The organism is Polaribacter ponticola, from assembly GCF_026191475.2.
GTDB lineage: Bacteria > Bacteroidota > Bacteroidia > Flavobacteriales > Flavobacteriaceae > Polaribacter > Polaribacter ponticola.
Window position 1 is genome coordinate 476,505 of record NZ_JAOSLC020000002.1, and the last position, 21,974, is coordinate 498,478.

Consider the following 21,974-nt stretch of genomic DNA (forward strand, 5'->3'; position numbering starts at 1 on the left):
TTTTGAAAGTTAAAACAACTTTAGAACATAGTAGTTTTTATAAAAATCTAAATCATTTATTTCAAAATAAATAAATAAGCGGTTAATGACGATATAGAAAAACAAAAAAAGGTATAAAAAGAAGTTAATTCTTTTGGAGTTTGTGGCCGAAAATAAAAATTGCAATTAAACACAAGATAATGGGTGAAAACACATTTTACTATATATAAATATTTGATCAAAATTTTCTAAAAAAAATATTATTTTTATTTTACCCCTAATTGTTTTAGCTTTTCTTTATACCAACTTTTACCTAAAACTCTTTTAAACAACCAATTTCTATACTCTTTATATATAATAGATTTATAGATAATGTTAATTCTAGTTTTTATATAAAGAACTATTGTAACTATACTATGATTTCTTCTTGTTTTGTTAATATTGATAAACTGGATATTAAAAGAATTAAGGTAAGATATCGTTTTTTTTGTTTCATTGTAGTCCAAACTACTAACCTTATTAAAAATCTCAAAACATGTTGCTAAAAAAAATTTAACGGTTGATTTAGTTTCTTTAATGAATTAATAGCATCCTTAGCATTTGTTTTTTTCGAAAGCAAAAAAACGTCATATGCATTTCTTAAAGCAATTGTTTTGTAATAATACCTTCTATCGTTAATTTGTGATGCGATTATAGATAAATTTAGCTTGTTAGAATAACTTAAAACAGAAACCCCATTAATGATTTGCAAACTTTTCTTTACAAAATTATAATTAAATTCGTTAGAGTATTTTTCTATTAAAAGACCTTTGTGAATTTCTACTGCAGCTATGTAATTATCTTTTTTGAGCCTTACATAATGTCTCTGTTCTGGGAAATCAAAATCATATTTACCTACATCAAAATAGCCATTAGCTCGTAATAATTTAATAGCTTTGGGGTAGTCTTCTTGTGAAAAAAGAAAATCAATATCACCTACCATTCTTTCTGCTACATCATTATAAAGACCTGCCAATAAATTTCCTGTTCCTTTTAAAAAAATTGGGGTGACTTTGTTAACTAATAATAAATTGTTTAATTCTTTTGCTTGACATATTATTTGCAAGTTCCGTTTACGGTTCAAAGTTGTTATATGTTTCATATAACTAACCAAATCTTCTGGCAAATAATGTAAAAAGTCTTCACGTTTTAAATTACAATACAATGCAGGAAAGACATAATGACCTGTACTTATTTTCACTAAGTTATCCCAGTCAATAGAATTAGATTTCAGCAGTTTTTCAACCTTTAATCTATTTTTATTATCAAAAGAAATGGTTAAACAGGCAGCTATAAAATAAAGTTCTTCTTTATAACTCATTGTTAATAATTTTAAACCTATTAAATAATATAATTATAAACGTTTAAAAAAATGTTTGTTAACTTTATCTAATTTTTCAAATTGAGAGTTTTTAGATATATATTCTGGAACGATTTCTTTTATCATACTTACAATTTCTGTATTTGTTAATCTATTCTTTTTAGAAGACAATTCTTCTATCAATATCAAAACTAAATTTACATTAACTTTTTGAATCTTTGCAATCATTATTTTTTCATGATAGGTCTTTAGCGTATTTTCTCCATTCGCTAATAATTCTTCATATAGTTTTTCTCCAGGTCTTAACCCTGTTATTTTTATATCAATATCTTCTGGATATTTTAACCCAGACAATGAGATCATTCTTTTTGCCATATCAAAAATCTTCACAGATTTCCCCATGTCAAAAATATAAATCTCTCCACCATCACCCATAGCTCCTGCTTCTAGCACCAATCTACATGCTTCTGGAATCGTCATAAAGTATCGGGTAATATGTTCATCGGTTACTGTTAATGGTCCTCCGTTTTCAATTTGCTTTTTAAACAATGGAATAACTGAACCATTAGATCCTAATACATTTCCAAAACGAGTAGTTGTAAATTTCGTCTTTTTTTGTTGCTTACTTAAACAACTAATATACATTTCTGCTACTCTTTTAGTAGCCCCCATAACATTCGTTGGGTTTACTGCTTTATCCGTAGAAACCATTACAAAACGTTCTACTTTATACTTTACGGATAGGTCTGCAATCGTTTTAGTACCCAAAACATTAATTTTAACAGCTTCATATGGACTGTCTTCCATTAAAGGAACATGTTTATAGGCTGCAGCATGAAAAACTTTTTGGGGATTGTATTGCTCGAAAATCTCTCGCATTCTTTTTTTATCTCTTACATCCGCTACTAATGCAGAAAAACTTTTGATCCCTTTTTGATGTAATTCTTGTTGCAAATCGTATAAAGCAGATTCTGCTTGATCAATTAAAACCAAATGCTTTATACTAAAGCCAGCCAGTTGTCTAGAAATTTCACTCCCAATAGAACCTGCAGCTCCAGTAACTAAAATCACTTTATTATTTACGTCCCTCTTTACAATAGGGTTGTCAATTAATATTTGTTGTCTATCTAATAAATCATCAATATTGACTTGTTTAATTTGATTAGCTTCAAGAGTACCATCAATCCATTTGATTAATGGAGGAACAATTTTTACTTTTAAATTTAAATTTAATAAGTAATCTGTTATTTCTAATAAACGAGACGGTTTTATTTTTTTTGTAGAGATAATTACTTCTTCAATTTCATACTTATCAATAAAATCTTTATTAATCTTTGAAAGATCATAAATTTTAATACGGTCTATTTTTTTATTAATTTTATTTTTATCATCATCTATAAACCCAATAATATCGTAGCTATTTTCGGTCTCCCTATTTAAGGCTCCGTAAGTTATAATTCCTGAATCTCCTGCTCCATATATTAACGCGTTTGTAATTGATTTTAACTCAGTAGATAGAACTTCATAAAAAGCTTTAAAAATATACCTACTTAAAATCAAAATAAATACTGATATTAAATAATGAATTAAAATAATTGTTTTTGGAATTGTAAAAAAATCAAATAATGAAAATATTTGATTTACAATAACAATAAAAATTACAGATAAACTAAAAATAGAAATTCCTAAAAAAACATTAAATGCATCTTTAGTTCCCGTGTGTCTAATAATTCCTTTATAAGAACCTACCAATAAAAAACTAGTTAAAGCTAAAGAAATAACTAATGGTAATTGATAATAAAAATTCTCTGTATTAAAATCAAAACTTATATCAAACCTAACAATATAAGCTAGTATAAAAGAAAAACACACCAAAAAAACATCAATACATAAAACTAACCAACGTGAAGCATATTTATTTAATGTTTTTAGAAAAAATCTTCTTATCATCTATAATTTATAATTTAAGCGAATTTACAAAAATTTCTTTATAGAAGTTGCGATTCGTTCAAAATCATTTTCTGTCAGATTAGATCCTGAAGGTAAACAGATTCCATTATTAAATAAATCTTCAGAAACAGATTCTCCATAATAATCACAATCTTTAAAGACAGGCTGTAAATGCATTGGTTTCCACAAAGGTCTTGACTCAATATTATCAGAATCTAATTGTAACCTAATATCTTCTGTAGTAAAACCTGTTTTTTCTTTATCAATTAGAATGCAACTTAACCAATGATTAGAATAATAAGAAGAGGATGGTTCTTCAAAAACTTTTATACCTGAACAATTTTTAAATAAATTTTTATAAAATCGATTATTACCCCTTCTAAATTGAATATGTTTATCTAAAACTTCCATTTGTCCACGACCTATTCCTGCTAAAACATTACTCATTCTATAATTATAACCTATTTCAGAATGTTGGTAATGAGGTGCATTATCTCTTGCTTGAGTAGCTAAAAATATTGTTTTGTTTTTATCTACATCGTTCTTACAAACCAATGCTCCTCCTCCAGAAGTAGTTATTATCTTGTTACCATTAAAGGATAATATTCCATAATCGCCAAATGTTCCACATTTTTTCCCTTTATATGTAGAACCTAAAGCTTCTGCTGCATCCTCTATTAAAGTAATTTGAAATTTATTTGCAATGGTTGAAATTTCATCCATTTTTGCAGGCATTCCATATAAATGTACTACAATTATAGCCTTAGGTTTATTACCTTTTAATATTCTATCTTTAATAGATTCCTCTAATGCTATTGGACACATATTCCACGTATCTTCTTCACTGTCAATAAAAACAGGGTTTGCTCCTAAGTATTTGATTGGATTTGCAGATGCTGAGAAAGTCATACTCTGACAAATAACTTCATCATGTAATTTAACACCTGCCAATATTAATGCAATGTGTAAAGCAGATGTACCAGATGCTAAACATGCAACTTTTGATTCGTCTTTTAAATAACTTTCTAGATCTTGTTCAAATCCATTTACATTTGGTCCTAATGGAGCAATCCAATTTGTTTCAAAAGCTTTTTGAACGAATTCTTGTTCTGCTCCTCCCATATGAGGAGATGATAGCCAAATTTTATTCATTTATAAATTGAATTTTTTATTTAATAAACTCTTTATTTTTAATAGGGTCTTATTTTCTATTAAATTTTTATTTTCTAAAATAGGTAAAAGCGGCCAACCATAATCAATAAATTCATTGGACTCAAAAACCATAACTGTTGAAAATCTAGGGATAATATGAAAATGAACATTCTTATCAATCATCATTAAACCTAGATAATTAATTTTGTCATAAGTGAATTCTTCTTTTAATTTCTTTTCAACTTCAATAACTATATCTTTTAATTCAATAAACCCTTCTTTACTTACTTCAGATAAACTCTCAACATCTTTATTATAAATTAAAACTAATGCACCTAAAGTAACTTGTTCACTTCTTAACAATAAAGTCCAAAATTTATATTCTTTGATTAACAAATTTGGATACCCAAATTTTAAGATAGTATCGTTCATTCTAAAAAAAGTTTTAAAAATAATTTTTAAATCTCCAAGAAAAGTTTTATTGTAATAATATTCTCTATTCATCTTTATTTTATCAGGGTAAATAACATTGTTATTATAACTAACTGGGTTCTCTTGTTTAGACAAAATTTCTTCTTCATTAGAATATTTAATAGATGCTAAACATGTTATTCCTGGTCTAAGTTTTAAAATAACTCTATCGTTTCCTTTCAATTCATCTGCATAACCAGGTACATCTGGCCTTGGCCCCACGATACTCATATCTCCTTTAAATACATTCCACAAAGCAGGAAGTTCATCAATTTTATATTTTCTTAAAACAGCCCCAAAAGGAGTTATTCTTTTCTCCCCTTTTATAGAAATAGATACTCCTGAATGAATACTAATCATAGTTCTAAACTTAATCATTTTAAACAGCGCTCCATTCAAGCCAACTCTTTTTTGAATAAATAAAGGTGAACCATCTGGCATTTTAATTAAAATAATTAAATAAACAATTAATAAAAAAGGCATCAAGACAATAAGGCCAACTAAGGACATTAATCTATCAAAAATAAATTTAAACATTTTATATCTTATTATTTTTAATAAAATCTTTATAATCAACATTCAGGTCAACAATTGCTGCGTGTTGTGGATATAAACTCTTTGTTTTTTCATCCGGCATTTCCATGAACTTTTCTCCATACCGCAAAATTAAATACTTTTCTACTTTTTCTGGTACAGGTAAAACTAATGTTTCGAATTTAACATTTTTAGGTTTCCCTAAATAATGAATAGGAAAAGAAGTGTTAGGAAACTTTGCTCTACCAAAAAAATGTCCTACATAATCCATCTTTTTTTCATTAAACCTTCTGATATAAGATGTTAGTTTTTTCTCAATTCTACTAGTAATAATTACACTAAAGAATTTCATACCGATTTTTTTAATTTTGTTATCAGTAATATACCCTTTTTTACTTACCGTTTTTGCTGTAATAATTCTTGCTGCTAAAAATTGAAGTTTTCTTAAAAATAAATTTTTAGAAGTTTTATTTAAACACATAATATCTATATAAAATCCTTGATGCATATCTCTATACTTAGTATCTTCTTCAATAAATGTTGTACCATTTAATCTAAGCTTAGAGAAAAACATAGGCCATTCTTTTGTGTTTTCTTCTTGTAGATAATAATCAGCGTTTAAATTATTTTTTGCAACTAAAAGAAATTTTTGATAATTATCAAAAGTCATAAAGACATCTAAATCATCATCCCAAGGAATAAAACCTTTATGTCTAATAGCTCCAAGTGCTGTCCCTCCCATTAAATAATAAGTAATACTATTTTCTTTACAAAAAGCGTCAAAGTATTCTATTATTTCTAAAAGTTTATTTTGGATATCTTTTATTTCTACTTTGATCATATTTTTTTGCTAAATAATAGAATTTACCAATAATTTTATTTAAAAATCGATTCTTTGTCAAAAATCTAACAATTGCCCTTAAACTGAAGAAAAATAACTTCTTAAATTTTGCTTTAATTTCAGAGTTCCCCCACCTGTGTGGATGTGTACTAAGGATTATCCTATCTTTTTCTTTTAATAAATGAATAATAGCTTTAAGGTCTTTAATTTCTTCATCTTTCTTAGTTGTATCTCTATCATTGTTAGATATATCAGCTATTAATTTATATCCATAACCTGCATCTGAAATATATCGTACTTCTTCTCCAAAATCCTTAACATCAACTACAATATCTGTAATAAAACTATATTTATCATTAATTTTAGGGTTTCTAAAAAAATCTTTATTTGAACTCCATCCTTTTCTTTCCATTATCGGATTTCCATGTGGACAGACTGTCTCAACGATAAAATCATTCTCCTTAAATAGGTTTAAAGTTTCATTAAATTCCCTATCAGCTTCTTCCCAATCTCCATTATTACTATCTAGAACATCATAGTGATATGTTAACTCATGCCCTAATTTTTGAATTTCAGATAATTTAGGTAGATTTTCTTTTGTTAATAAATACGACTGTACATAATAAGTAGTATTAATACCATACTTATTCTCTATTTTAGCTAATTCTAATGCTTTAGCTACATTAGTTTCTACATCATGTTTTATTATAATAAAGTTATTACTTTTATTATTAATGACATCTCTCGCTGTAAAAGTTTTTAAATTATTTTTTTTAACTTCTGAACAAAAATAATCCCAATTTTGATATGTAAACATTTATTTTTTATCTGAATAAATTTTATTTAAAACTCCTTTTAATAAGGTTGAAGATATTTCTTTAGTATATGAGAAGTATACAACTGTTGATCCTCTTTTTTCTAAATCATATTGAAGCTTAACCCATAATGGATCACCTTTCCAATCGTCACCTACAAACATTACATCGAATTGAAACTCTTCATATGCTTTCATTTTTTCACGACTTTGTTGAGGAACAACTTTATCTACATATTTAATAGCTTCAACAATTGACGCTCTTTCAGAAAATGGTACGACAGGTTGCTTATTCTTATAATTTAAAACTAGTTCATCTGTACTTACAGAAACTATTAAATAATCACATTGTTCTTTAGCCTTTTTTAAAAGGTTTAAGTGACCTACATGAAATAAATCAAAAACACCTGAAGTATATCCTATTTTATATTTTTTACTCATATTTTATTAATTTAATTAGTTACGAAGAATTTTTAAAAACAATATCCTTCTTACTTTATTAGGTAAAACAACCTGTACTACAAATCTAATTAGGACATTTATATAAAATTGCCAAAAAGAGATTATTCCATTAATTTTCATTAATTTTTGTATGCCATACTCACTTTTAAAATATAACCACCCACCTCTTCTCTCAAACATTTTAATATTAACTCTAACCTTTACTAAAGTTTGTTTTAAATTATGAAAAATGTTATTTTTTAAATACATTCTTATCCAAAGGTAATAATCTTCATTACAGAACCAGTCTAAATACCCACCCGATTCTAAAACTTTATCCTTACGAAACATAACTGTCATCTGATTTAATGGACAACGATATTTTAAATATTCTTTTATTTCTACATCAGTTTCTGGAACGACTCTTTTTGACACAATATTATTAACATCTCCTTCAAACTCTTCTATTTGCCCACCTATGACATTCACATTTAGATTATTCAATAAAAATTTATATTGAATTTCAAATCTATTATTTACAGAGATATCATCACTATCCATTAAAGCAACAATATTATTAGTACAATTCTCTAATCCTATTCTTCTTGCATTTCCATGACCAAGGTTAACATCTAATTCTATTACTCTTAATATTTCATTTTCATAAACTAAAAGATCTATTATTTCTTTAGTCTCAATAGGTATTGGTCCATCTACAACTAAAATAATTTCATTTGGAGTTAATGTTTGGTTAAGAATACTTAACATCGCTTCTTTAAAATGTTCTGGTGAATCATTTTTGTAAACAGAAATTGAAACAGAAAAATTATTTTTATTACTCATACTACCTCTTCAATATTATTAACTTTACTTTTCTTAAAATAAAAAAAGTCTATGTGGTATAATTTGTCTAAAAACTTTAAATATATATAATTTCATTGTATATATCAAAGTTTCTTTATTTGACATAAATTCCCTATTATTCATATCATAATTTACTTGTGTGATGTTCTCGGATTTTCTTAACGCTTTTTCATGAACTTTCCCCTTAATAATTACGTTTTCATATTCTAAAACATTTGAGAAAACACATTTATATCCATTATCATTATCAATAAATTTATTTATTTGTTGTTCAAACTGCCAAGGTGATAAATTTGTAAGTTCTTTGTTATTTAAAATATTTTTAAAAAAGGTTGTGTTCCAACAAGAAAATACCAGATTTCCTCTATAGCTATCTAATTTACTAATTTCATATAAGGGGTCTTTTTTAATTAAATTAAACAACTTCCCCCAAATATTTACATGACTACTGTTATATATTTTTAAGTATTTATAATTATTCGAAACCATTTCATTTATAGCCTGCTCAAATTTAATTTCAGAAAATTTCGTTATAATTAAATCGTCAAAAGAAAATAACATTTGATTATAATTATTTAATTCATTTTTACTAACAATCTCTATTAAAGCATCACTCCAAGAAATATCTTTTTTATACAATAAAAGATTAAAGTGATTCTCATTAAGCAAGGCTTTATCTTTTCTTGAAACATCAGAATCTGAAGTAATATAAAAATCTATATTCTTAATATTATCAGTGAGTTTTTCCTTGTAACTCTTAATTAATAATTCCCAAATATCGGTATAACTAGAGTGAGAAAGTATTATAAAACAGATTTTATTACTCATTTGAAATGTTTTTTTTATATAAAATAAAATATGTTGCACAGTATATTGGTATCAAACTAAAAACTTTATTCATAAAATGAATATCTTCAATTAAAAAACCTAGCATACTAATAAAAACTGCTAAATAAAGTGAACTCCGAAAAACATTTCGGGAATAACAAACTCTTGAAAAACAATAAAACATACATAAAGAATATGGTACTATTAAAACTAAACTTAAATAACCTAAAGTATTATACACAATAATACCGAAGGTTAACGCTACACCTGAATAAGTACTTAACTTAGGCAAACCTAAATAAATCTTATCTCTTTTATTGTATCCCATAAAAGACTTTTTGAAATCTGACATAGAATAATTATAATATAAGGAAAGAGGCATAAAAGCACCTTTATAAATATTTAAATCCATTGAAAAATCATTACTTTCTAATAAGCTTCTATAATTTGTTCTTGCTAAAAGCATAATAACTTTATCACTAAATTTTTTATCAGAAACCTCTTTGTCTAAATAAATTTTATAAGTAAATAAAAAAGAAATAATTATCATTAAAGCAAATAAAACTTTTTTGTTACTAAATAAATAAAACATTCTTATAAAACCGACAAATATTATACTAAATATATAAACCCTTTGTCCTACAATAAAAGTAGCTAATATTACCAAGAGAATAGATATATATATTGCCAAATTTAATTTTTTTTGTTTTATTATCACTAAAGTTAAGATAGCAGGCATTACATTTAAGATTAAATAAGTGTAAATTCCCGTACCTTTATAAAAACCATTTCTATATTTCATAGAAAAAATGAGTTGCTGTTCTAAAGACTTTGCCTCTCCAAGAACAAAGAAAAGAAATAATGAGAAAGAAAAAGAAACTATTAATAGTAAGTGTATGGGTTTAATAATATCTCCTTGTGACATTATTATTTTATCAATTTGTAAAAACCTAGTTCTTAATATAACGAATAATATACATAAAAAAAATAAAAGAGAAAATAAATAAGCCTCTAAATCTCCATCATTTAATACTCCTTCTAATAAAAATAATTCTGAAGCAGGTAATATTAATACTATTAATGCAATAAAAAAGAAAAGTTTTGAAAAAAGAGTGAATTTCATAATATTAACTAATTATTAAAATTATAATTCCTAAAGCCAAAAAACTAATTAAGCCAATAAAAACTCTTACTAAAATTAAATCATTATATACTCTTGTTATTAAGTTATTATACTTACCTAATTGAGCTAATTTGGGGTCTACAATAGTTGTAATTATTATTGTGTTTATACCATTAAACACAGACGATAGCCCTAAAATCAACCCTCTACTTTCATTATATTTATCTAGTAATATAATTATAAGAGACCAAGAAATGTAATATGGTACATATGCAACAAAAACTATTAAGTATAATTTTTTAAACCTTTTAAATTGATTGCCTGGTATTACACTAACACTATATGAATCTTTTGCTTTTTTAAAATAATTTCCGCTTTCACTAATTCTTAATAAAAGTACACCATACAACCCCTCTAGTTTATATCTAAATAAATAAACCAAAAACAAAAAAAATGGTATAAATAAATACATAAACAATATACTTTTATAATCATTTGTTAGATTATCTTTATCAGAAAGGTAACCAAGCATTGGCATAAACATAAAAATTAAAGCTCTTGAAACTAATGATAATGATGACTGAAAGATAAAACCTGAAGCCGGGTTTTTAATAACATAACCCGACTTTCTTGATATTGACGTAGAACTTTCTACAGCAAAAAGCAATCCTAAAATTACAAATAAAATTATTACACTAAACATTAACTATGTTTTTAAAAATTGTTATACTACCCAAAATTAATTTGTAGAAAATAATAAATTTTTGCTCTAATTTTTCTTAAAAAATCAACTTTATGCCCTAATTCATAAGAAACAATTGGGTATTTCTCTAAAGCACTTTCTTTTGATACATTCAATAAATCTAACCTTCTATATACTTTTAATTTTTCTATTTTATTCTCTCCTTTTTTATTTAATATATAGTTTGCATATAATTGATACTCACTAAACCAAGTGTTTTCACTTTTAATTAACATGTCTACAACAGTTTTTATCCAATTTTCTCTTATTGGAGATATGCTTTGTACTAAATATTCTAAATCTTTTTTAGAAAAACACATTTGATTAGTAATAAAACTTTTCTCTGAGATGTTATTAAATAAGTTAATATTGTTTATGAATAAATTATAATTTTTTTCAATTTTTTTCTTTGTAAAAAACAACTTGTCTTCTAAAACGAGCTCTTCTCTTAAATACGAATCACCATCAATAATATGAACATAATCGTAATCTAAAAAGAAAACTAGTTCGTATTTTAAAAACTGTTGATAATACCAATTAGGTCTAGATGTATTTTCTATATATGTATGTAGTTCTCTATTTAAAATTTCAGAATCTTGAAATATTTTTAATTTAGAAAATCGTTTTTCTAATTCATTATTCTTTTCTGGTGTTATCAAATAAAAAGATTTCACTTTTGATAAACTATTATAGTAATCTAAAACTTCGTCGCTAACTTCTTTAGCAATAATCGCAATAGCCTTTTTCATTCAATTCTCACATTTAATTACAATAAACATATATTTATTTTACACTTCACTATATTACTCCAATCTCTTACGACTATAAAATATCATTAACACAAAAAAAGTAGGATAATCACCTTCTTTTTAATATTATTTTTCATATAATAATTACTCTGCTTGCTTCAAAATCTCATGACCTGCTTTTAGCAAAACTACATCTTTTTTCATTAAAGAAACATCACCTTTCATCATATCTTTTACCAAAGAAGCTAAGTCATGCTCTGGTACCCAACCTAATTTATTTTTCGCTTTAGAAGGGTCTCCAATTAATAAATCTACTTCAGTTGGACGGAAATAAGAAGGATCTACAGATAAAACCTCTTTACCAATTTCTATTTGAAAATCTTTATGATCACAAGAGACAACATAAGCTTTCTCATCTACACCTTCATCTTTAAACTCAACTTTAATCCCTACTTCTTCAAAAGCCAAACTAACAAAATCTCTAACTGTGGTAGTAACACCTGTAGCAATTACCCAATCTTCTGGTTTATCAGCTTGTAAAATCATCCACATCATACGAACATAATCTTTTGCATGTCCCCAATCACGTTTTGCTTCTAAGTTTCCTAAAAAAACTTTTTCTTGTAAACCTAATGCAATTTTAGCTACTGCACGTGTAATTTTTCTAGTTACAAAAGTTTCTCCTCTTCTTGGTGATTCATGATTGAATAAAATACCATTACAAGCAAACATATCATAAGCTTCACGATAGTTTTTTGTTATCCAAAAACCGTATATTTTTGCTACTCCATATGGAGAACGAGGATAAAATGGAGAAGATTCATCATAGAAACCTTTTTCGTTTTTATTCTCAGGCATACCACCATATAATTCTGAAGTAGAAGCTTGATAAATTCTAGTTTTCTTTTCTAATCCTAAAATCCTTACTGCTTCTAAAATTCTTAAAGTACCCAATCCATCAACATTTCCTACATATTCTGGAGTATCAAAAGAAACCGCAACATGAGACATTGCTCCTAAATTATAAATTTCATCTGGTTGGCATTCTTGAATAATACGAGTTAAATTCATCGCATCAGTTAAATCTCCATAATGTAATTTTAATCGTTGATCTGGATCGTGTGGATCTTGATATAAATGGTCTATCCTATTGGTATTAAACAGTGATGACCTCCTCTTAATACCATGTACTTCATATCCTTTTTCTAATAATAACTCAGCTAAATAAGACCCATCTTGTCCTGTAATACCTGTAATTAATGCTACTTTCATAGTTATATTTTTTTGGAAGTTTTATAATTTAACTTCTTTAAAGTTTTCTATATTTTCTAAAAACCAAGTATAGGTTTTTTCAATTCCTTGTATTAATTTAACTTTATGCTTCCAACCTAGGTTGTGCATTTTAGAAATATCCATTAATTTTCTTGGTGTTCCATCTGGTTTAGAACTATCCCAAACTAATTCTCCTTTATGTCCAACAACTTGTTGAATTGTTTCTGCCAATTCTTTAATTGTAAGATCTTCTCCCGTTCCTATATTGTATAAATATTCTGGTAATTCGTTTTCTAAAGCATACACAACTGCTTCTGCCATATCATCTACGAATAAAAACTCACGCATTGGCGTTCCACTTCCCCATAATTGAACATCTGAATTATTATTATTTTTAGCTTCATGAAACTTACGAATCATAGCAGGTAATACATGGGAAGACTTTAAATCAAAATTATCATGTGTTCCGTACAAATTTGTTGGCATTAAACTTACATAATCTTTTTGAAATTGTTTTCTAATTGCTTGACACGCTTTTACACCTGTTATTTTTGCAATAGCATACCACTCATTTGTTGGCTCTAGTGAATCCGTTAATAAATACTCTTCTTTTAAAGGTTGTGGAGCTAACTTCGGGTAAATACAAGAACTACCTAGAAAAATAAATTTTTCGATGTCAGCTTTTAACGCGCTATCAATTAAATTATTTTGAATTTGCATGTTTTCCATCAAAAATTGATATGGGAAATCATTATTAGCTAAAATACCTCCAACTTTTGCTGCTGCATCTATAACTACTTCTGGTTTTTCTGTTTGATAAAAATTAAGAACTGCTTCTTGATTTTTTAAATCTAACTCTTTACTCGTTTTACCTATTAGATTAGTATACCCTTTTTTTGCTAAAGTTCTCCATACCGCAGAACCCACCATACCTTTATGACCTGCAATATAAATTTTAGTATCTTTTTTCATCTTTTTTATTTCCCTATTTGAAAATACTCAAATCCTTTTTCTTCTAAACTGAAAGCATTGTACTGATTTCTTCCATCAAAAATAATAGGGTTCTTTAGTTGTTGTTTAATTTCTTCAAAATCCGGAGATCTAAATTCCTTCCATTCTGTTAATAAAATTAATGCATCAGCATCTTGTAAAACTTCATACTTAGATGTACAGTATGTTATATTCTTAGCGTCTTTTAAATAAAACTCTTTTGACTCCTCAATTGCTTTTGGATCATAAGCTTTTACTTTTGCACCTCTTTTCTCTAATTCTTTTACAATATAAATAGCTGGAGCTTCTCTCATGTCATCTGTACCAGGCTTAAAAGCCAATCCCCATAAACCAAAAGTCATGCCTGATAAATCTTCACCAAAACGTTTTACAATCTTATTTGCAATCACTAATTTTTGAGCATCATTTACATTCTCTACAGACTCAATTAAGTTTGCTTTATATCCATTTTCTTCTGCAATTTTCTTTAAAGCCTTCACATCTTTAGGAAAACAAGAACCTCCATAACCTGCACCTGGGTATATAAAACTATACCCAATTCTTTTATCAGAACCAATACCAATTCGGACCATATTTGCATCTGCTCCTACTCTTTCACAAATATTAGCAATCTCATTCATAAATGAAATTTTTGTAGCCAACATGGTATTTGCTGCATACTTTGTCATTTCTGCAGAACGAATATCCATTGTTATAAAACGATCATGTGTTCTAAAGAAAGGTGAATATAATTGCTTCATCTTATCAAAAGCATAATCAGAATCTGCTCCTATCACAACTCTATCTGGCTTCATAAAGTCATCTATAGCCGCTCCTTCTTTTAAAAACTCAGGGTTAGAAACTACACTAAATTCTAAGTCAGATTCTCTTTTATCTAATTCAGATTGAATAGTTGCTTTTACTTTATCTGCTGTACCAATTGGCACTGTTGATTTATCTACAATGATTAATTTCCTATTCATTGTTTCTCCGATAGACTTTGCAACCGCTAAAACATATTGTAAATCTGCAGAACCATCATCACCCATTGGCGTACCAACAGCTATAAAAACAATTTCTACATCACTAATAGCAGCTCCAAGATCGGTTGTAAAAAACAGATTTTTATTTCTTACATTTTTTAAAACCATTTGCTCTAAACCTGGTTCAAAAATAGGAATGACACCTTCTTCTAATTTATTTATTTTATTTTGATCTATATCTACACAAGTCACTTTGTTCCCCATTTCTGCGAAACAAGTACCAGAGACTAAACCAACATAACCAGATCCAATTACAGCAATATTCATTTATTTATCTTTTACTTTTAAATTTTCTTTTTCTTGAACCTCTCTTCTTAGACCACTGCTAGAAAAACGGTGTTCTCTTTTATTAAAATATAATTCAATTCCTTTTTCTTCTGAATATTTCCTCCCCGTAAACTGTTTACTAGCGTACTCTTCACCAATAATTCTAACATCTACTTTAAAAGACCTTAATACATCTTCTAAATCTTGTTCAGTTGCATAAGGAACTATCTCATCTACAAATTTACATCCCTTTAACTGGATATAACGTTCAACAACAGACTGAACTGGTCTATTTTTCTCTGGTCTATCTATAGTAGGATCAGTTTGCAAACCGCAAATCAAATAATCACATTGGCGTTTCGCGTCTTCCAACATCGTTATATGACCAGCATGTAATAAATCAAAGGCACTAAACGTAATTCCAATTTTCATAAGCTATTTTTTATTTAACAACCAAGAAGAAGATTGAATCTTATCTCCAAGACCATCTATTAATTGAATGTTTAGTTCTTTACAAATTGGTGCTTCGGGAATTGAATTATTATCTTGATCTCCACCATTTGCAAAGCCTAATTCATACTCATCTCCGTAAGCTTCAAAAATAGTTCTAATAGATTCACATACTGTTCTATCTTCATCCACAGACACTATAGCTTTATCTACTGCCTTAATGTTCTGAACAATAAATAATCTTTCTGCTTCTTTTTGGAATTCTTTAGAACCTTTTAAATTTCTTTGAAAATCACTATTTACAATAACAAATAACTCATCCGCTAAAGCTTTGGCATTATTAAAATATTCCAAATGCCCTTTGTGAATAGGGTTAAAGTACCCAGATACAATAATTGCCTTTTTTTCATTTTTTTTGCAAATATAAGTTTAATTATCTAACTACAAAAAGGATGTTTTCCCCCTTTTTGAATAATTTCGTTATTCCTAATTTGATGCACAATATCTACCGATTTTTTTGCATCTTTTAAACCAAAACCTTCTCCTTTTAAAATACCTTGATAACTTACTGTATGTAAGTCTGTAAAACCAGCACTAAACTCTATTTCTTCGTTATCAATTAAAATTGAACGATATGTTCTTTGTCCAATTTCTTTTATATTTTGGGGTAATGAATTCTCATCAATAGATAAAAACCAACGTACTCGAGCTTTTTCAAACTCTAAATAACCAGCTGATTTATCTTTATCTCTTAAATGTACAACATTTTCTTGAACATCTCCAAAAATCCATGAAAGCATATCATAAAAATGAATTCCGATATTTGTTGCAATACCTCCAGATTTAGAAGCATCACCTTTCCAAGAAACATCGTACCAATTACCTCTAGAAGTAATGTAGGTTAAGTCTATATCGTATTTCCCTTTTTTATTTTCTCTTTCAACTTTTTGTTTTAAAGCAATAATACTTGGATGCAACCTTAGTTGTAAAATAGTATTTATTTTCTGTCCCGATTCTTTCTCAATTTCCGACAAAGCATCAACATTCCACGGATTCAACACTAAAGGTTTTTCACAAATAGCATCTGATCCACTTCTTAAAGCCATTCTAATATGAGCATCATGTAAATAATTTGGCGTACAAATACTTACATAATCTAAATGCGTACCATTCCTTTTTATTTTTTCAATATGTCTATCAAAGCGCTCGAATTCAACAAAAAAATCTGCTTTAGGAAAATAACTATCCATAACACCAACGCTATCAAATTTATCTAACGCAGCAATCAAATTATTACTAGTTTCTTTTATCGCTCTTAAATGTCTAGGAGCAATATACCCTGCAGCTCCAATTAATGCAAAATTCTTCATTATAAACTTTTATCTTTTATTTCTAGAAAATTCTTAATATCATAAACCACAGACTTTTCTTTTTTAAGCCTTAAAACATCTATTTTTCTAAAATCTTTATGAGCAACTGCTAAAACGATTGCATCATATTTTTTATCGTAAACACCTTTAATCAGATTAATATCATACTCTTGTTTTACCTCTTCCTTTTTAGCCCAAGAATCATAAACATCTACGTTAACTCCATAACTTCCTAAACCAAGATACAAATCAATCACTTTTGTATTTCTAATATCTGGACAGTTCTCTTTAAAAGTTATCCCTAAAATTAAAACATTAGCTCCTTTAACTTTTACTTCCCTATTAATCATTAACTTTACAACTTCTGATGCTATATGATTCCCCATACTATCATTTAACCTTCTTCCCGAAAGTATGATCTCTGGATAATAACCAAATTGTTGTGCTTTTTGCGCTAGATAAAAAGGATCTACACCAATGCAATGCCCACCAACTAAACCAGGTTTAAAAGGAAGGAAATTCCACTTTGTAGCAGCAGCTTCTAAAACCTCATTGGTATTAATATCCATTAAACTAAATATCTTAGCCAATTCATTTACAAATGCAATATTAATGTCTCTTTGACAGTTTTCTATAATTTTCGACGCTTCAGCTACTTTAATAGAAGAAGCTAAATGTGTACCTGATTTTATTACTGATTTATATAAATCATCAACCTTTTGAGCTGTCTCTTTAGTAGAACCTGAAGTTACCTTTAATATATTCTCAACGGTTCTAATTTTATCTCCTGGACTAATCCTTTCTGGCGAATAACCAACAAAAAAATCTTTATTAAAAACTAAAGTAGACTCTTTCTCTAAAACAGGTATACAATCTTCTTCAGTTGCGCCTGGATAAACAGTAGATTCAAAAATAACAATATCTTCCTTTTTTAAATAAGTAGCAATTGTTTTACTTGCCTTAAGTAAAGGTTTTAAAACTGGTTGATTATTTTTATCGACCGAAGTAGGAACTGTTACAATATAATAATTACAGTTTTTTAAATATTCTGAATTAGATGTTACAAAAAGCCCATTGTTATGGCTATAATTATTTAATAAAACACCTTCTAACAAATCACTAGAAACTTCTTGCGTAAAATCTACACCTAACCTTAAATTTTCAACCCTTTTTTCATTAACATCAAACCCTATAACATTGTACTTCTCAGCAAAAAGTCTTGCCAATGGTAACCCTACATAACCTAGTCCGATAATCCCTATTTTTATTGCAGTCATTAAATTGAAAAAATTAAGTAAACAAAGTTACAAAAAAAGGATCCTCAGAAAATCCTTAAACTAAAAAATCCTTCACAAATTGTGAAGGATTTTACTTGGTGGGCAATGAGGGATTCGAACCCCCGACCCCCTCGGTGTAAACGAGGTGCTCTGAACCAACTGAGCTAATTGCCCTAAGCGGTTGCAAATATACAACACATTTTTACTCTACCAAAAGAAAAATTAGTTTTTTTTAAATAATTTCAGCTACTACAAAAGTACTTCCGCCTACATAAATTGTATCCTCCTGATTTGCATTTAGTAAAGCCGATTCAAGTGCTTTTTTTACGGATGAATATTTTTTCCTTTTAATTGAAATTTTATTGATTTTTCGAGCAAAACATCTTCAGATAGTCCTCTTGGTATATTTGGTTTACAAAAATAATAGATCGCATCTTTTGGAAATAGTGTCAATACAACTTCTAAATTCTTATCAGCGACAACACCTAAAACAATATGCAACTTTTTATAGCTTTCTTTTTTTAACTGATTTAAAACAATTTTCAAACCTTCTGCATTATGAGCAGTATCGCTAATCACTTTTGGATTCTCTTGTAAAACTTGCCATCTACCTTTTAAATTAGTATTCTTAACCACACTCATTAACCCTTCTAAGATATTCTTTTCGGAAACATTAAACTTCTCCAACCGCTTAACTGCTGCAACTGCAGTTTTTGCATTTGAAATTTGATAATCACCAATAAGATCTGTTTTACATCCTTTCTCTTCATCTGAAGCAAAACAAATGACAGAAGAACACTCTTCAGCTTTACTTCTAAAAATATTTTCTATCTCTGGCTGCTTCTCTCCAATAACAACTGGAACGTTCTGCTTTATAATTCCTGCTTTTTCTAACGCAATCTCAGGCAACGTTTCACCTAAAAACTGCGTATGATCTAATCCAATATTTGTAATAACAGAAATTTCAGGAGTGATTATATTCGTAGAATCTAACCTTCCACCTAAACCAACTTCAATAATAGCAATATCTACTTTCTCCTTTTCAAAATAATCAAATGCTAAACCAACTGTCATTTCAAAAAAAGACAATTTTTGCTTTTCTAGAAAAACTTTATGCTTTTTAATAAATGATGTAACTTTATTTTTTGGTATTTCATCACCGTTTATCCTAATTCTTTCTGTAAAACTTTTTAAATGAGGTGAAGTATACAAGCCAACCTTATAACCTGCTTCTTGCAAAATTGAAGCCAACATATGCGAAGTAGAGCCTTTACCATTAGTTCCTCCAACATGAATTGACTTAAACCGCTTCTCTGGGAAATTTAACTCTTTTGAAAAGGTTATAATATTTGTTAAATCTTTTTTTAAAGCCACTTTACCTTGTCTTTGATACATAGGTAATTGAGTAAACATCCAATCTAAAGTCTCTTGATAATTCATTTCTAAATTTATTACTCTGTCAAAGTAAACTTATAAATAATAGTTCCTGTTTGTTTTGTTGGCGCTTTCTCATCAGCATTCCAAGTAGTTTTTAATGCAGCTTGTTTAGCAGGTTTTAATAGACATGATGCCGTGTTAGTAGAACCTTTTACTCCAGCAATTGCATTAATCACTTTTCCTTTCTTATCAACTACAATTCTTACAACCACAATCCCTTCTTCTTGACAATCTGGCTGTTTTATTGGTTTTGAGAGCGCTTTCCTCCCAGATAAATTATAATTACCCCCAGATCCACTTCCAGTATTCCCATAATATTTATTTGAATCTGGATCACCTTTTGTATTTCCTTTAACACCTTCTTGCTTATCATTTCCTTCTCCTTTAGGTGTTCCATCAGTTGAATTTCCATTCAACAAACTATTTAAAGCATCAGTCGCCTCTTTTGATGGCTTAGGTGTAGGTTTATCTTTTAATACTTTCTTTTCAACAACTTCTTTTACAGGTGTTTCCTTTTCCTTTTCCTTTTCCTTTTCCTTTTCTACCACAGGAACATCTTTAACAGTGTCATCTGTAACAATTTCTTCTTTTAAAACTTCTTTTATAACCTCCTTAAACTCTTCAACAATCTTTTGCTTCTCAATAACTTTAGGAGTTGAAATCTTTTTTGTTTTTGTCACAGGTTCACCGCTTCCAATATTAGAATCCCCAAAATTAATTGCTAACCCGTATTCTTCAGGAGGATCTAAATATTTCATCCCATAATTAAAAATAACAAACAACAATAACAACAATATAATTGCTGTTATTAATGCTGATTTTCTTTTATGTTTTGTATCTAAAACTGACATTTATCTACCTTTTACAGCTAAAATCATTTTTAATTTATTTTTATTTGCAATATCAATCACTTTCATTACATTTTTATAAGGCACATCTTTATCACCTCTAATAACAATTGTTTTCTTTTTATCAACACCAACACTTTTTAATATTTCACTCTCCAACCTAGAAGAACTTATTTTCTTTTTATCAATATAAAACACAGATTTATTTGTAATTGAAATAGCAACTGACTTACTATTTTCTGTTTTACCTCCTGCTTTGGGCAATAAAACATCAATAGCACTTACAGTAACTAAGGTTGATGTAAGCATAAAAAATATCAGCAATAAAAACACAATATCTGTCATTGAAGACATATTAAATGTTGGATCTACTTTATTTCGTCCTCGTAAATTCATATTTTATTAAAATATTTAAAAATTAAATAATTATAAGACTTTGTTTTAATATTTCAATCTTTTAATTACTGAATAGATTTACACTGGCTCGTTTAACAAGTCTAAAAACTCTACTGATTTAGCCTCCATTTGATACACAACCTTGTCAGTTCTTACTACTAAATGATTGTAAGTTATATAAGAAATTATACCAACAATTAAACCTGCAACTGTTGTTGTCATTGCTGTATACAAACCATCAGAAAGCATCTTGATATCGATTTGACCTCCTGCGTTTGCTATTTCATGAATTGCAATTATCATTCCAATAACAGTACCTAAAAAACCAATCATAGGTGCAGCACCTGCTATTGTAGCTAATACACTCACATTTTTCTCTAACTGATAGACCTCTAACTTTCCGGCAGTTTCTATTGCCTTGTTAATATCATCTAATGGCTTCCCTATTCTCGAAATTCCTTTACCAATTAATCTTGCTGTAGGTGTATTTGTACTTTTACATAATAAATTTGCTGATTCAAGTTTTCCATTAGAAACATAATCTTTAATTTGATTCATAAAATTTTGATCAATTTTAGATGCAGATTTTATAGCAAAAAATCGTTCAAAATAAATATATAAAGCCACAGATAATAAAACGAATAAAAGTGCAATAATAATTCGCCCTCCTATTCCTCCATCCATAATTAATTTATAAATCGATAATGTTTTTTCGTCACTAATTACTTCCTCTAGTAATTCTTTATTTTCTTGATAAAATGATATCATTTAACAAT

22 protein-coding genes, 1 tRNA gene and 1 pseudogene are annotated in these 21,974 nt (G+C 27.9%); all 24 read right to left on the reverse strand.

Translation table 11 applies throughout. The features are described from left to right. Nucleotides 1–520 precede the first annotated feature (520 nt). On the reverse strand, nucleotides 521–1,339 hold the full coding sequence (locus N5A56_RS02585; RefSeq protein ID WP_265726733.1) for a nucleotidyltransferase family protein: 819 nt from the start codon (nucleotides 1,337–1,339) through the stop codon (nucleotides 521–523). A 33-nt stretch (nucleotides 1,340–1,372) separates the two neighbouring features. Then, nucleotides 1,373–3,289 carry a polysaccharide biosynthesis protein gene (locus N5A56_RS02590; protein WP_265726732.1) on the reverse strand — a complete coding sequence of 639 codons (1,917 nt, stop codon included), beginning with the start codon at nucleotides 3,287–3,289 and terminating at the stop codon, nucleotides 1,373–1,375. A 24-nt stretch (nucleotides 3,290–3,313) separates the two neighbouring features. Beyond that, nucleotides 3,314–4,441, reverse strand: coding sequence for a DegT/DnrJ/EryC1/StrS family aminotransferase (locus tag N5A56_RS02595; protein ID WP_265726731.1), 1,128 nt, complete (start codon nucleotides 4,439–4,441; stop codon nucleotides 3,314–3,316). Continuing rightward, entirely contained in the window at nucleotides 4,442–5,449 is a 1,008-nt protein-coding gene (locus tag N5A56_RS02600) for a sugar transferase (protein ID WP_265726730.1), read from the reverse strand. Between the two features lies 1 nt (nucleotide 5,450). Then, the gene (locus N5A56_RS02605) at nucleotides 5,451–6,287 is read right to left on the reverse strand and encodes a LicD family protein (protein WP_265726729.1); all 837 of its coding nucleotides are present in this window, start codon (nucleotides 6,285–6,287) and stop codon (nucleotides 5,451–5,453) included. Beyond that, a complete protein-coding gene (locus N5A56_RS02610) occupies nucleotides 6,253–7,104 on the reverse strand; it encodes a polysaccharide deacetylase family protein (protein ID WP_265726728.1) in 852 nt (283 codons plus the stop codon). The genes N5A56_RS02605 and N5A56_RS02610 overlap by 35 nt, the downstream gene beginning before the upstream one ends. After that, the gene (locus N5A56_RS02615) at nucleotides 7,105–7,542 is read right to left on the reverse strand and encodes an FAD synthase family protein (RefSeq protein ID WP_265726727.1); all 438 of its coding nucleotides are present in this window, start codon (nucleotides 7,540–7,542) and stop codon (nucleotides 7,105–7,107) included. A 15-nt stretch (nucleotides 7,543–7,557) separates the two neighbouring features. After that, complete coding sequence (locus N5A56_RS02620) at nucleotides 7,558–8,385, reverse strand: glycosyltransferase (RefSeq protein ID WP_265726726.1); 828 nt, start codon at nucleotides 8,383–8,385, stop codon at nucleotides 7,558–7,560. Between the two features lie 33 nt (nucleotides 8,386–8,418). Then, nucleotides 8,419–9,234: a hypothetical protein gene (locus N5A56_RS02625; protein ID WP_274270165.1), complete on the reverse strand. Its 816-nt coding sequence runs from the start codon at nucleotides 9,232–9,234 to the stop codon at nucleotides 8,419–8,421. Next, nucleotides 9,227–10,357: a hypothetical protein gene (locus N5A56_RS02630; RefSeq protein ID WP_265726724.1), complete on the reverse strand. Its 1,131-nt coding sequence runs from the start codon at nucleotides 10,355–10,357 to the stop codon at nucleotides 9,227–9,229. The genes N5A56_RS02625 and N5A56_RS02630 overlap by 8 nt, the downstream gene beginning before the upstream one ends. 4 nt (nucleotides 10,358–10,361) lie before the next feature. Then, on the reverse strand, nucleotides 10,362–11,060 hold the full coding sequence (locus N5A56_RS02635; protein WP_265726723.1) for a hypothetical protein: 699 nt from the start codon (nucleotides 11,058–11,060) through the stop codon (nucleotides 10,362–10,364). 26 nt (nucleotides 11,061–11,086) lie between these two features. Further along, nucleotides 11,087–11,848 (reverse strand): hypothetical protein, encoded by a 762-nt coding sequence (locus N5A56_RS02640; protein WP_265726722.1) that lies wholly within the window; start codon nucleotides 11,846–11,848, stop codon nucleotides 11,087–11,089. Between the two features lie 144 nt (nucleotides 11,849–11,992). Beyond that, nucleotides 11,993–13,120, reverse strand: a complete 1,128-nt coding sequence (gene gmd / locus N5A56_RS02645) for a GDP-mannose 4,6-dehydratase (RefSeq protein WP_265726721.1) — start codon at nucleotides 13,118–13,120, stop codon at nucleotides 11,993–11,995. A gap of 21 nt (nucleotides 13,121–13,141) precedes the next feature. Next, nucleotides 13,142–14,092 carry a GDP-L-fucose synthase family protein gene (locus N5A56_RS02650; RefSeq protein WP_265726720.1) on the reverse strand — a complete coding sequence of 317 codons (951 nt, stop codon included), beginning with the start codon at nucleotides 14,090–14,092 and terminating at the stop codon, nucleotides 13,142–13,144. A gap of 5 nt (nucleotides 14,093–14,097) precedes the next feature. Continuing rightward, a complete protein-coding gene (locus N5A56_RS02655) occupies nucleotides 14,098–15,420 on the reverse strand; it encodes a UDP-glucose dehydrogenase family protein (protein ID WP_265726719.1) in 1,323 nt (440 codons plus the stop codon). Further along, nucleotides 15,421–15,852, reverse strand: a complete 432-nt coding sequence (locus tag N5A56_RS02660) for an adenylyltransferase/cytidyltransferase family protein (protein WP_265726718.1) — start codon at nucleotides 15,850–15,852, stop codon at nucleotides 15,421–15,423. 3 nt (nucleotides 15,853–15,855) lie between these two features. After that, nucleotides 15,856–16,293 (reverse strand): adenylyltransferase/cytidyltransferase family protein, encoded by a 438-nt coding sequence (locus tag N5A56_RS02665; protein ID WP_274270228.1) that lies wholly within the window; start codon nucleotides 16,291–16,293, stop codon nucleotides 15,856–15,858. 14 nt (nucleotides 16,294–16,307) lie between these two features. Beyond that, nucleotides 16,308–17,240 (reverse strand): Gfo/Idh/MocA family oxidoreductase, encoded by a 933-nt coding sequence (locus tag N5A56_RS02670; RefSeq protein ID WP_265726717.1) that lies wholly within the window; start codon nucleotides 17,238–17,240, stop codon nucleotides 16,308–16,310. After that, entirely contained in the window at nucleotides 17,240–18,517 is a 1,278-nt protein-coding gene (locus tag N5A56_RS02675; protein ID WP_265726716.1) for a nucleotide sugar dehydrogenase, read from the reverse strand. The genes N5A56_RS02670 and N5A56_RS02675 overlap by 1 nt, the downstream gene beginning before the upstream one ends. Nucleotides 18,518–18,613: 96 nt before the next feature. After that, a tRNA-Val gene (locus N5A56_RS02680) sits at nucleotides 18,614–18,691 on the reverse strand. A gap of 58 nt (nucleotides 18,692–18,749) precedes the next feature. Further along, a pseudogene (locus tag N5A56_RS02685) lies at nucleotides 18,750–19,957 on the reverse strand (bifunctional folylpolyglutamate synthase/dihydrofolate synthase). An 11-nt stretch (nucleotides 19,958–19,968) separates the two neighbouring features. Continuing rightward, on the reverse strand, nucleotides 19,969–20,805 hold the full coding sequence (locus N5A56_RS02690) for an energy transducer TonB family protein (RefSeq protein ID WP_265726715.1): 837 nt from the start codon (nucleotides 20,803–20,805) through the stop codon (nucleotides 19,969–19,971). Further along, a complete protein-coding gene (locus N5A56_RS02695) occupies nucleotides 20,806–21,198 on the reverse strand; it encodes an ExbD/TolR family protein (protein ID WP_265726714.1) in 393 nt (130 codons plus the stop codon). A gap of 78 nt (nucleotides 21,199–21,276) precedes the next feature. Further along, nucleotides 21,277–21,966: a MotA/TolQ/ExbB proton channel family protein gene (locus N5A56_RS02700; RefSeq protein WP_265726713.1), complete on the reverse strand. Its 690-nt coding sequence runs from the start codon at nucleotides 21,964–21,966 to the stop codon at nucleotides 21,277–21,279. Between the last annotated feature and the right edge of the window lie 8 nt (nucleotides 21,967–21,974).

Coding starts and splice junctions, on each gene's coding strand:
- N5A56_RS02585 (WP_265726733.1), bottom strand. CDS start 1,339: ATGAGTTATAAAGAAGAACTTTATTTTATAGCTGCCTGTTTAACCATT.
- N5A56_RS02590 (WP_265726732.1), bottom strand. CDS start 3,289: ATGATAAGAAGATTTTTTCTAAAAACATTAAATAAATATGCTTCACGT.
- N5A56_RS02595 (WP_265726731.1), bottom strand. CDS start 4,441: ATGAATAAAATTTGGCTATCATCTCCTCATATGGGAGGAGCAGAACAA.
- N5A56_RS02600 (WP_265726730.1), bottom strand. CDS start 5,449: ATGTTTAAATTTATTTTTGATAGATTAATGTCCTTAGTTGGCCTTATT.
- N5A56_RS02605 (WP_265726729.1), bottom strand. CDS start 6,287: ATGATCAAAGTAGAAATAAAAGATATCCAAAATAAACTTTTAGAAATA.
- N5A56_RS02610 (WP_265726728.1), bottom strand. CDS start 7,104: ATGTTTACATATCAAAATTGGGATTATTTTTGTTCAGAAGTTAAAAAA.
- N5A56_RS02615 (WP_265726727.1), bottom strand. CDS start 7,542: ATGAGTAAAAAATATAAAATAGGATATACTTCAGGTGTTTTTGATTTA.
- N5A56_RS02620 (WP_265726726.1), bottom strand. CDS start 8,385: ATGAGTAATAAAAATAATTTTTCTGTTTCAATTTCTGTTTACAAAAAT.
- N5A56_RS02625 (WP_274270165.1), bottom strand. CDS start 9,234: ATGAGTAATAAAATCTGTTTTATAATACTTTCTCACTCTAGTTATACC.
- N5A56_RS02630 (WP_265726724.1), bottom strand. CDS start 10,357: ATGAAATTCACTCTTTTTTCAAAACTTTTCTTTTTTATTGCATTAATA.
- N5A56_RS02635 (WP_265726723.1), bottom strand. CDS start 11,060: ATGTTTAGTGTAATAATTTTATTTGTAATTTTAGGATTGCTTTTTGCT.
- N5A56_RS02640 (WP_265726722.1), bottom strand. CDS start 11,848: ATGAAAAAGGCTATTGCGATTATTGCTAAAGAAGTTAGCGACGAAGTT.
- gmd (WP_265726721.1), bottom strand. CDS start 13,120: ATGAAAGTAGCATTAATTACAGGTATTACAGGACAAGATGGGTCTTAT.
- N5A56_RS02650 (WP_265726720.1), bottom strand. CDS start 14,092: ATGAAAAAAGATACTAAAATTTATATTGCAGGTCATAAAGGTATGGTG.
- N5A56_RS02655 (WP_265726719.1), bottom strand. CDS start 15,420: ATGAATATTGCTGTAATTGGATCTGGTTATGTTGGTTTAGTCTCTGGT.
- N5A56_RS02660 (WP_265726718.1), bottom strand. CDS start 15,852: ATGAAAATTGGAATTACGTTTAGTGCCTTTGATTTATTACATGCTGGT.
- N5A56_RS02670 (WP_265726717.1), bottom strand. CDS start 17,240: ATGAAGAATTTTGCATTAATTGGAGCTGCAGGGTATATTGCTCCTAGA.
- N5A56_RS02675 (WP_265726716.1), bottom strand. CDS start 18,517: ATGACTGCAATAAAAATAGGGATTATCGGACTAGGTTATGTAGGGTTA.
- N5A56_RS02690 (WP_265726715.1), bottom strand. CDS start 20,805: ATGTCAGTTTTAGATACAAAACATAAAAGAAAATCAGCATTAATAACA.
- N5A56_RS02695 (WP_265726714.1), bottom strand. CDS start 21,198: ATGAATTTACGAGGACGAAATAAAGTAGATCCAACATTTAATATGTCT.
- N5A56_RS02700 (WP_265726713.1), bottom strand. CDS start 21,966: ATGATATCATTTTATCAAGAAAATAAAGAATTACTAGAGGAAGTAATT.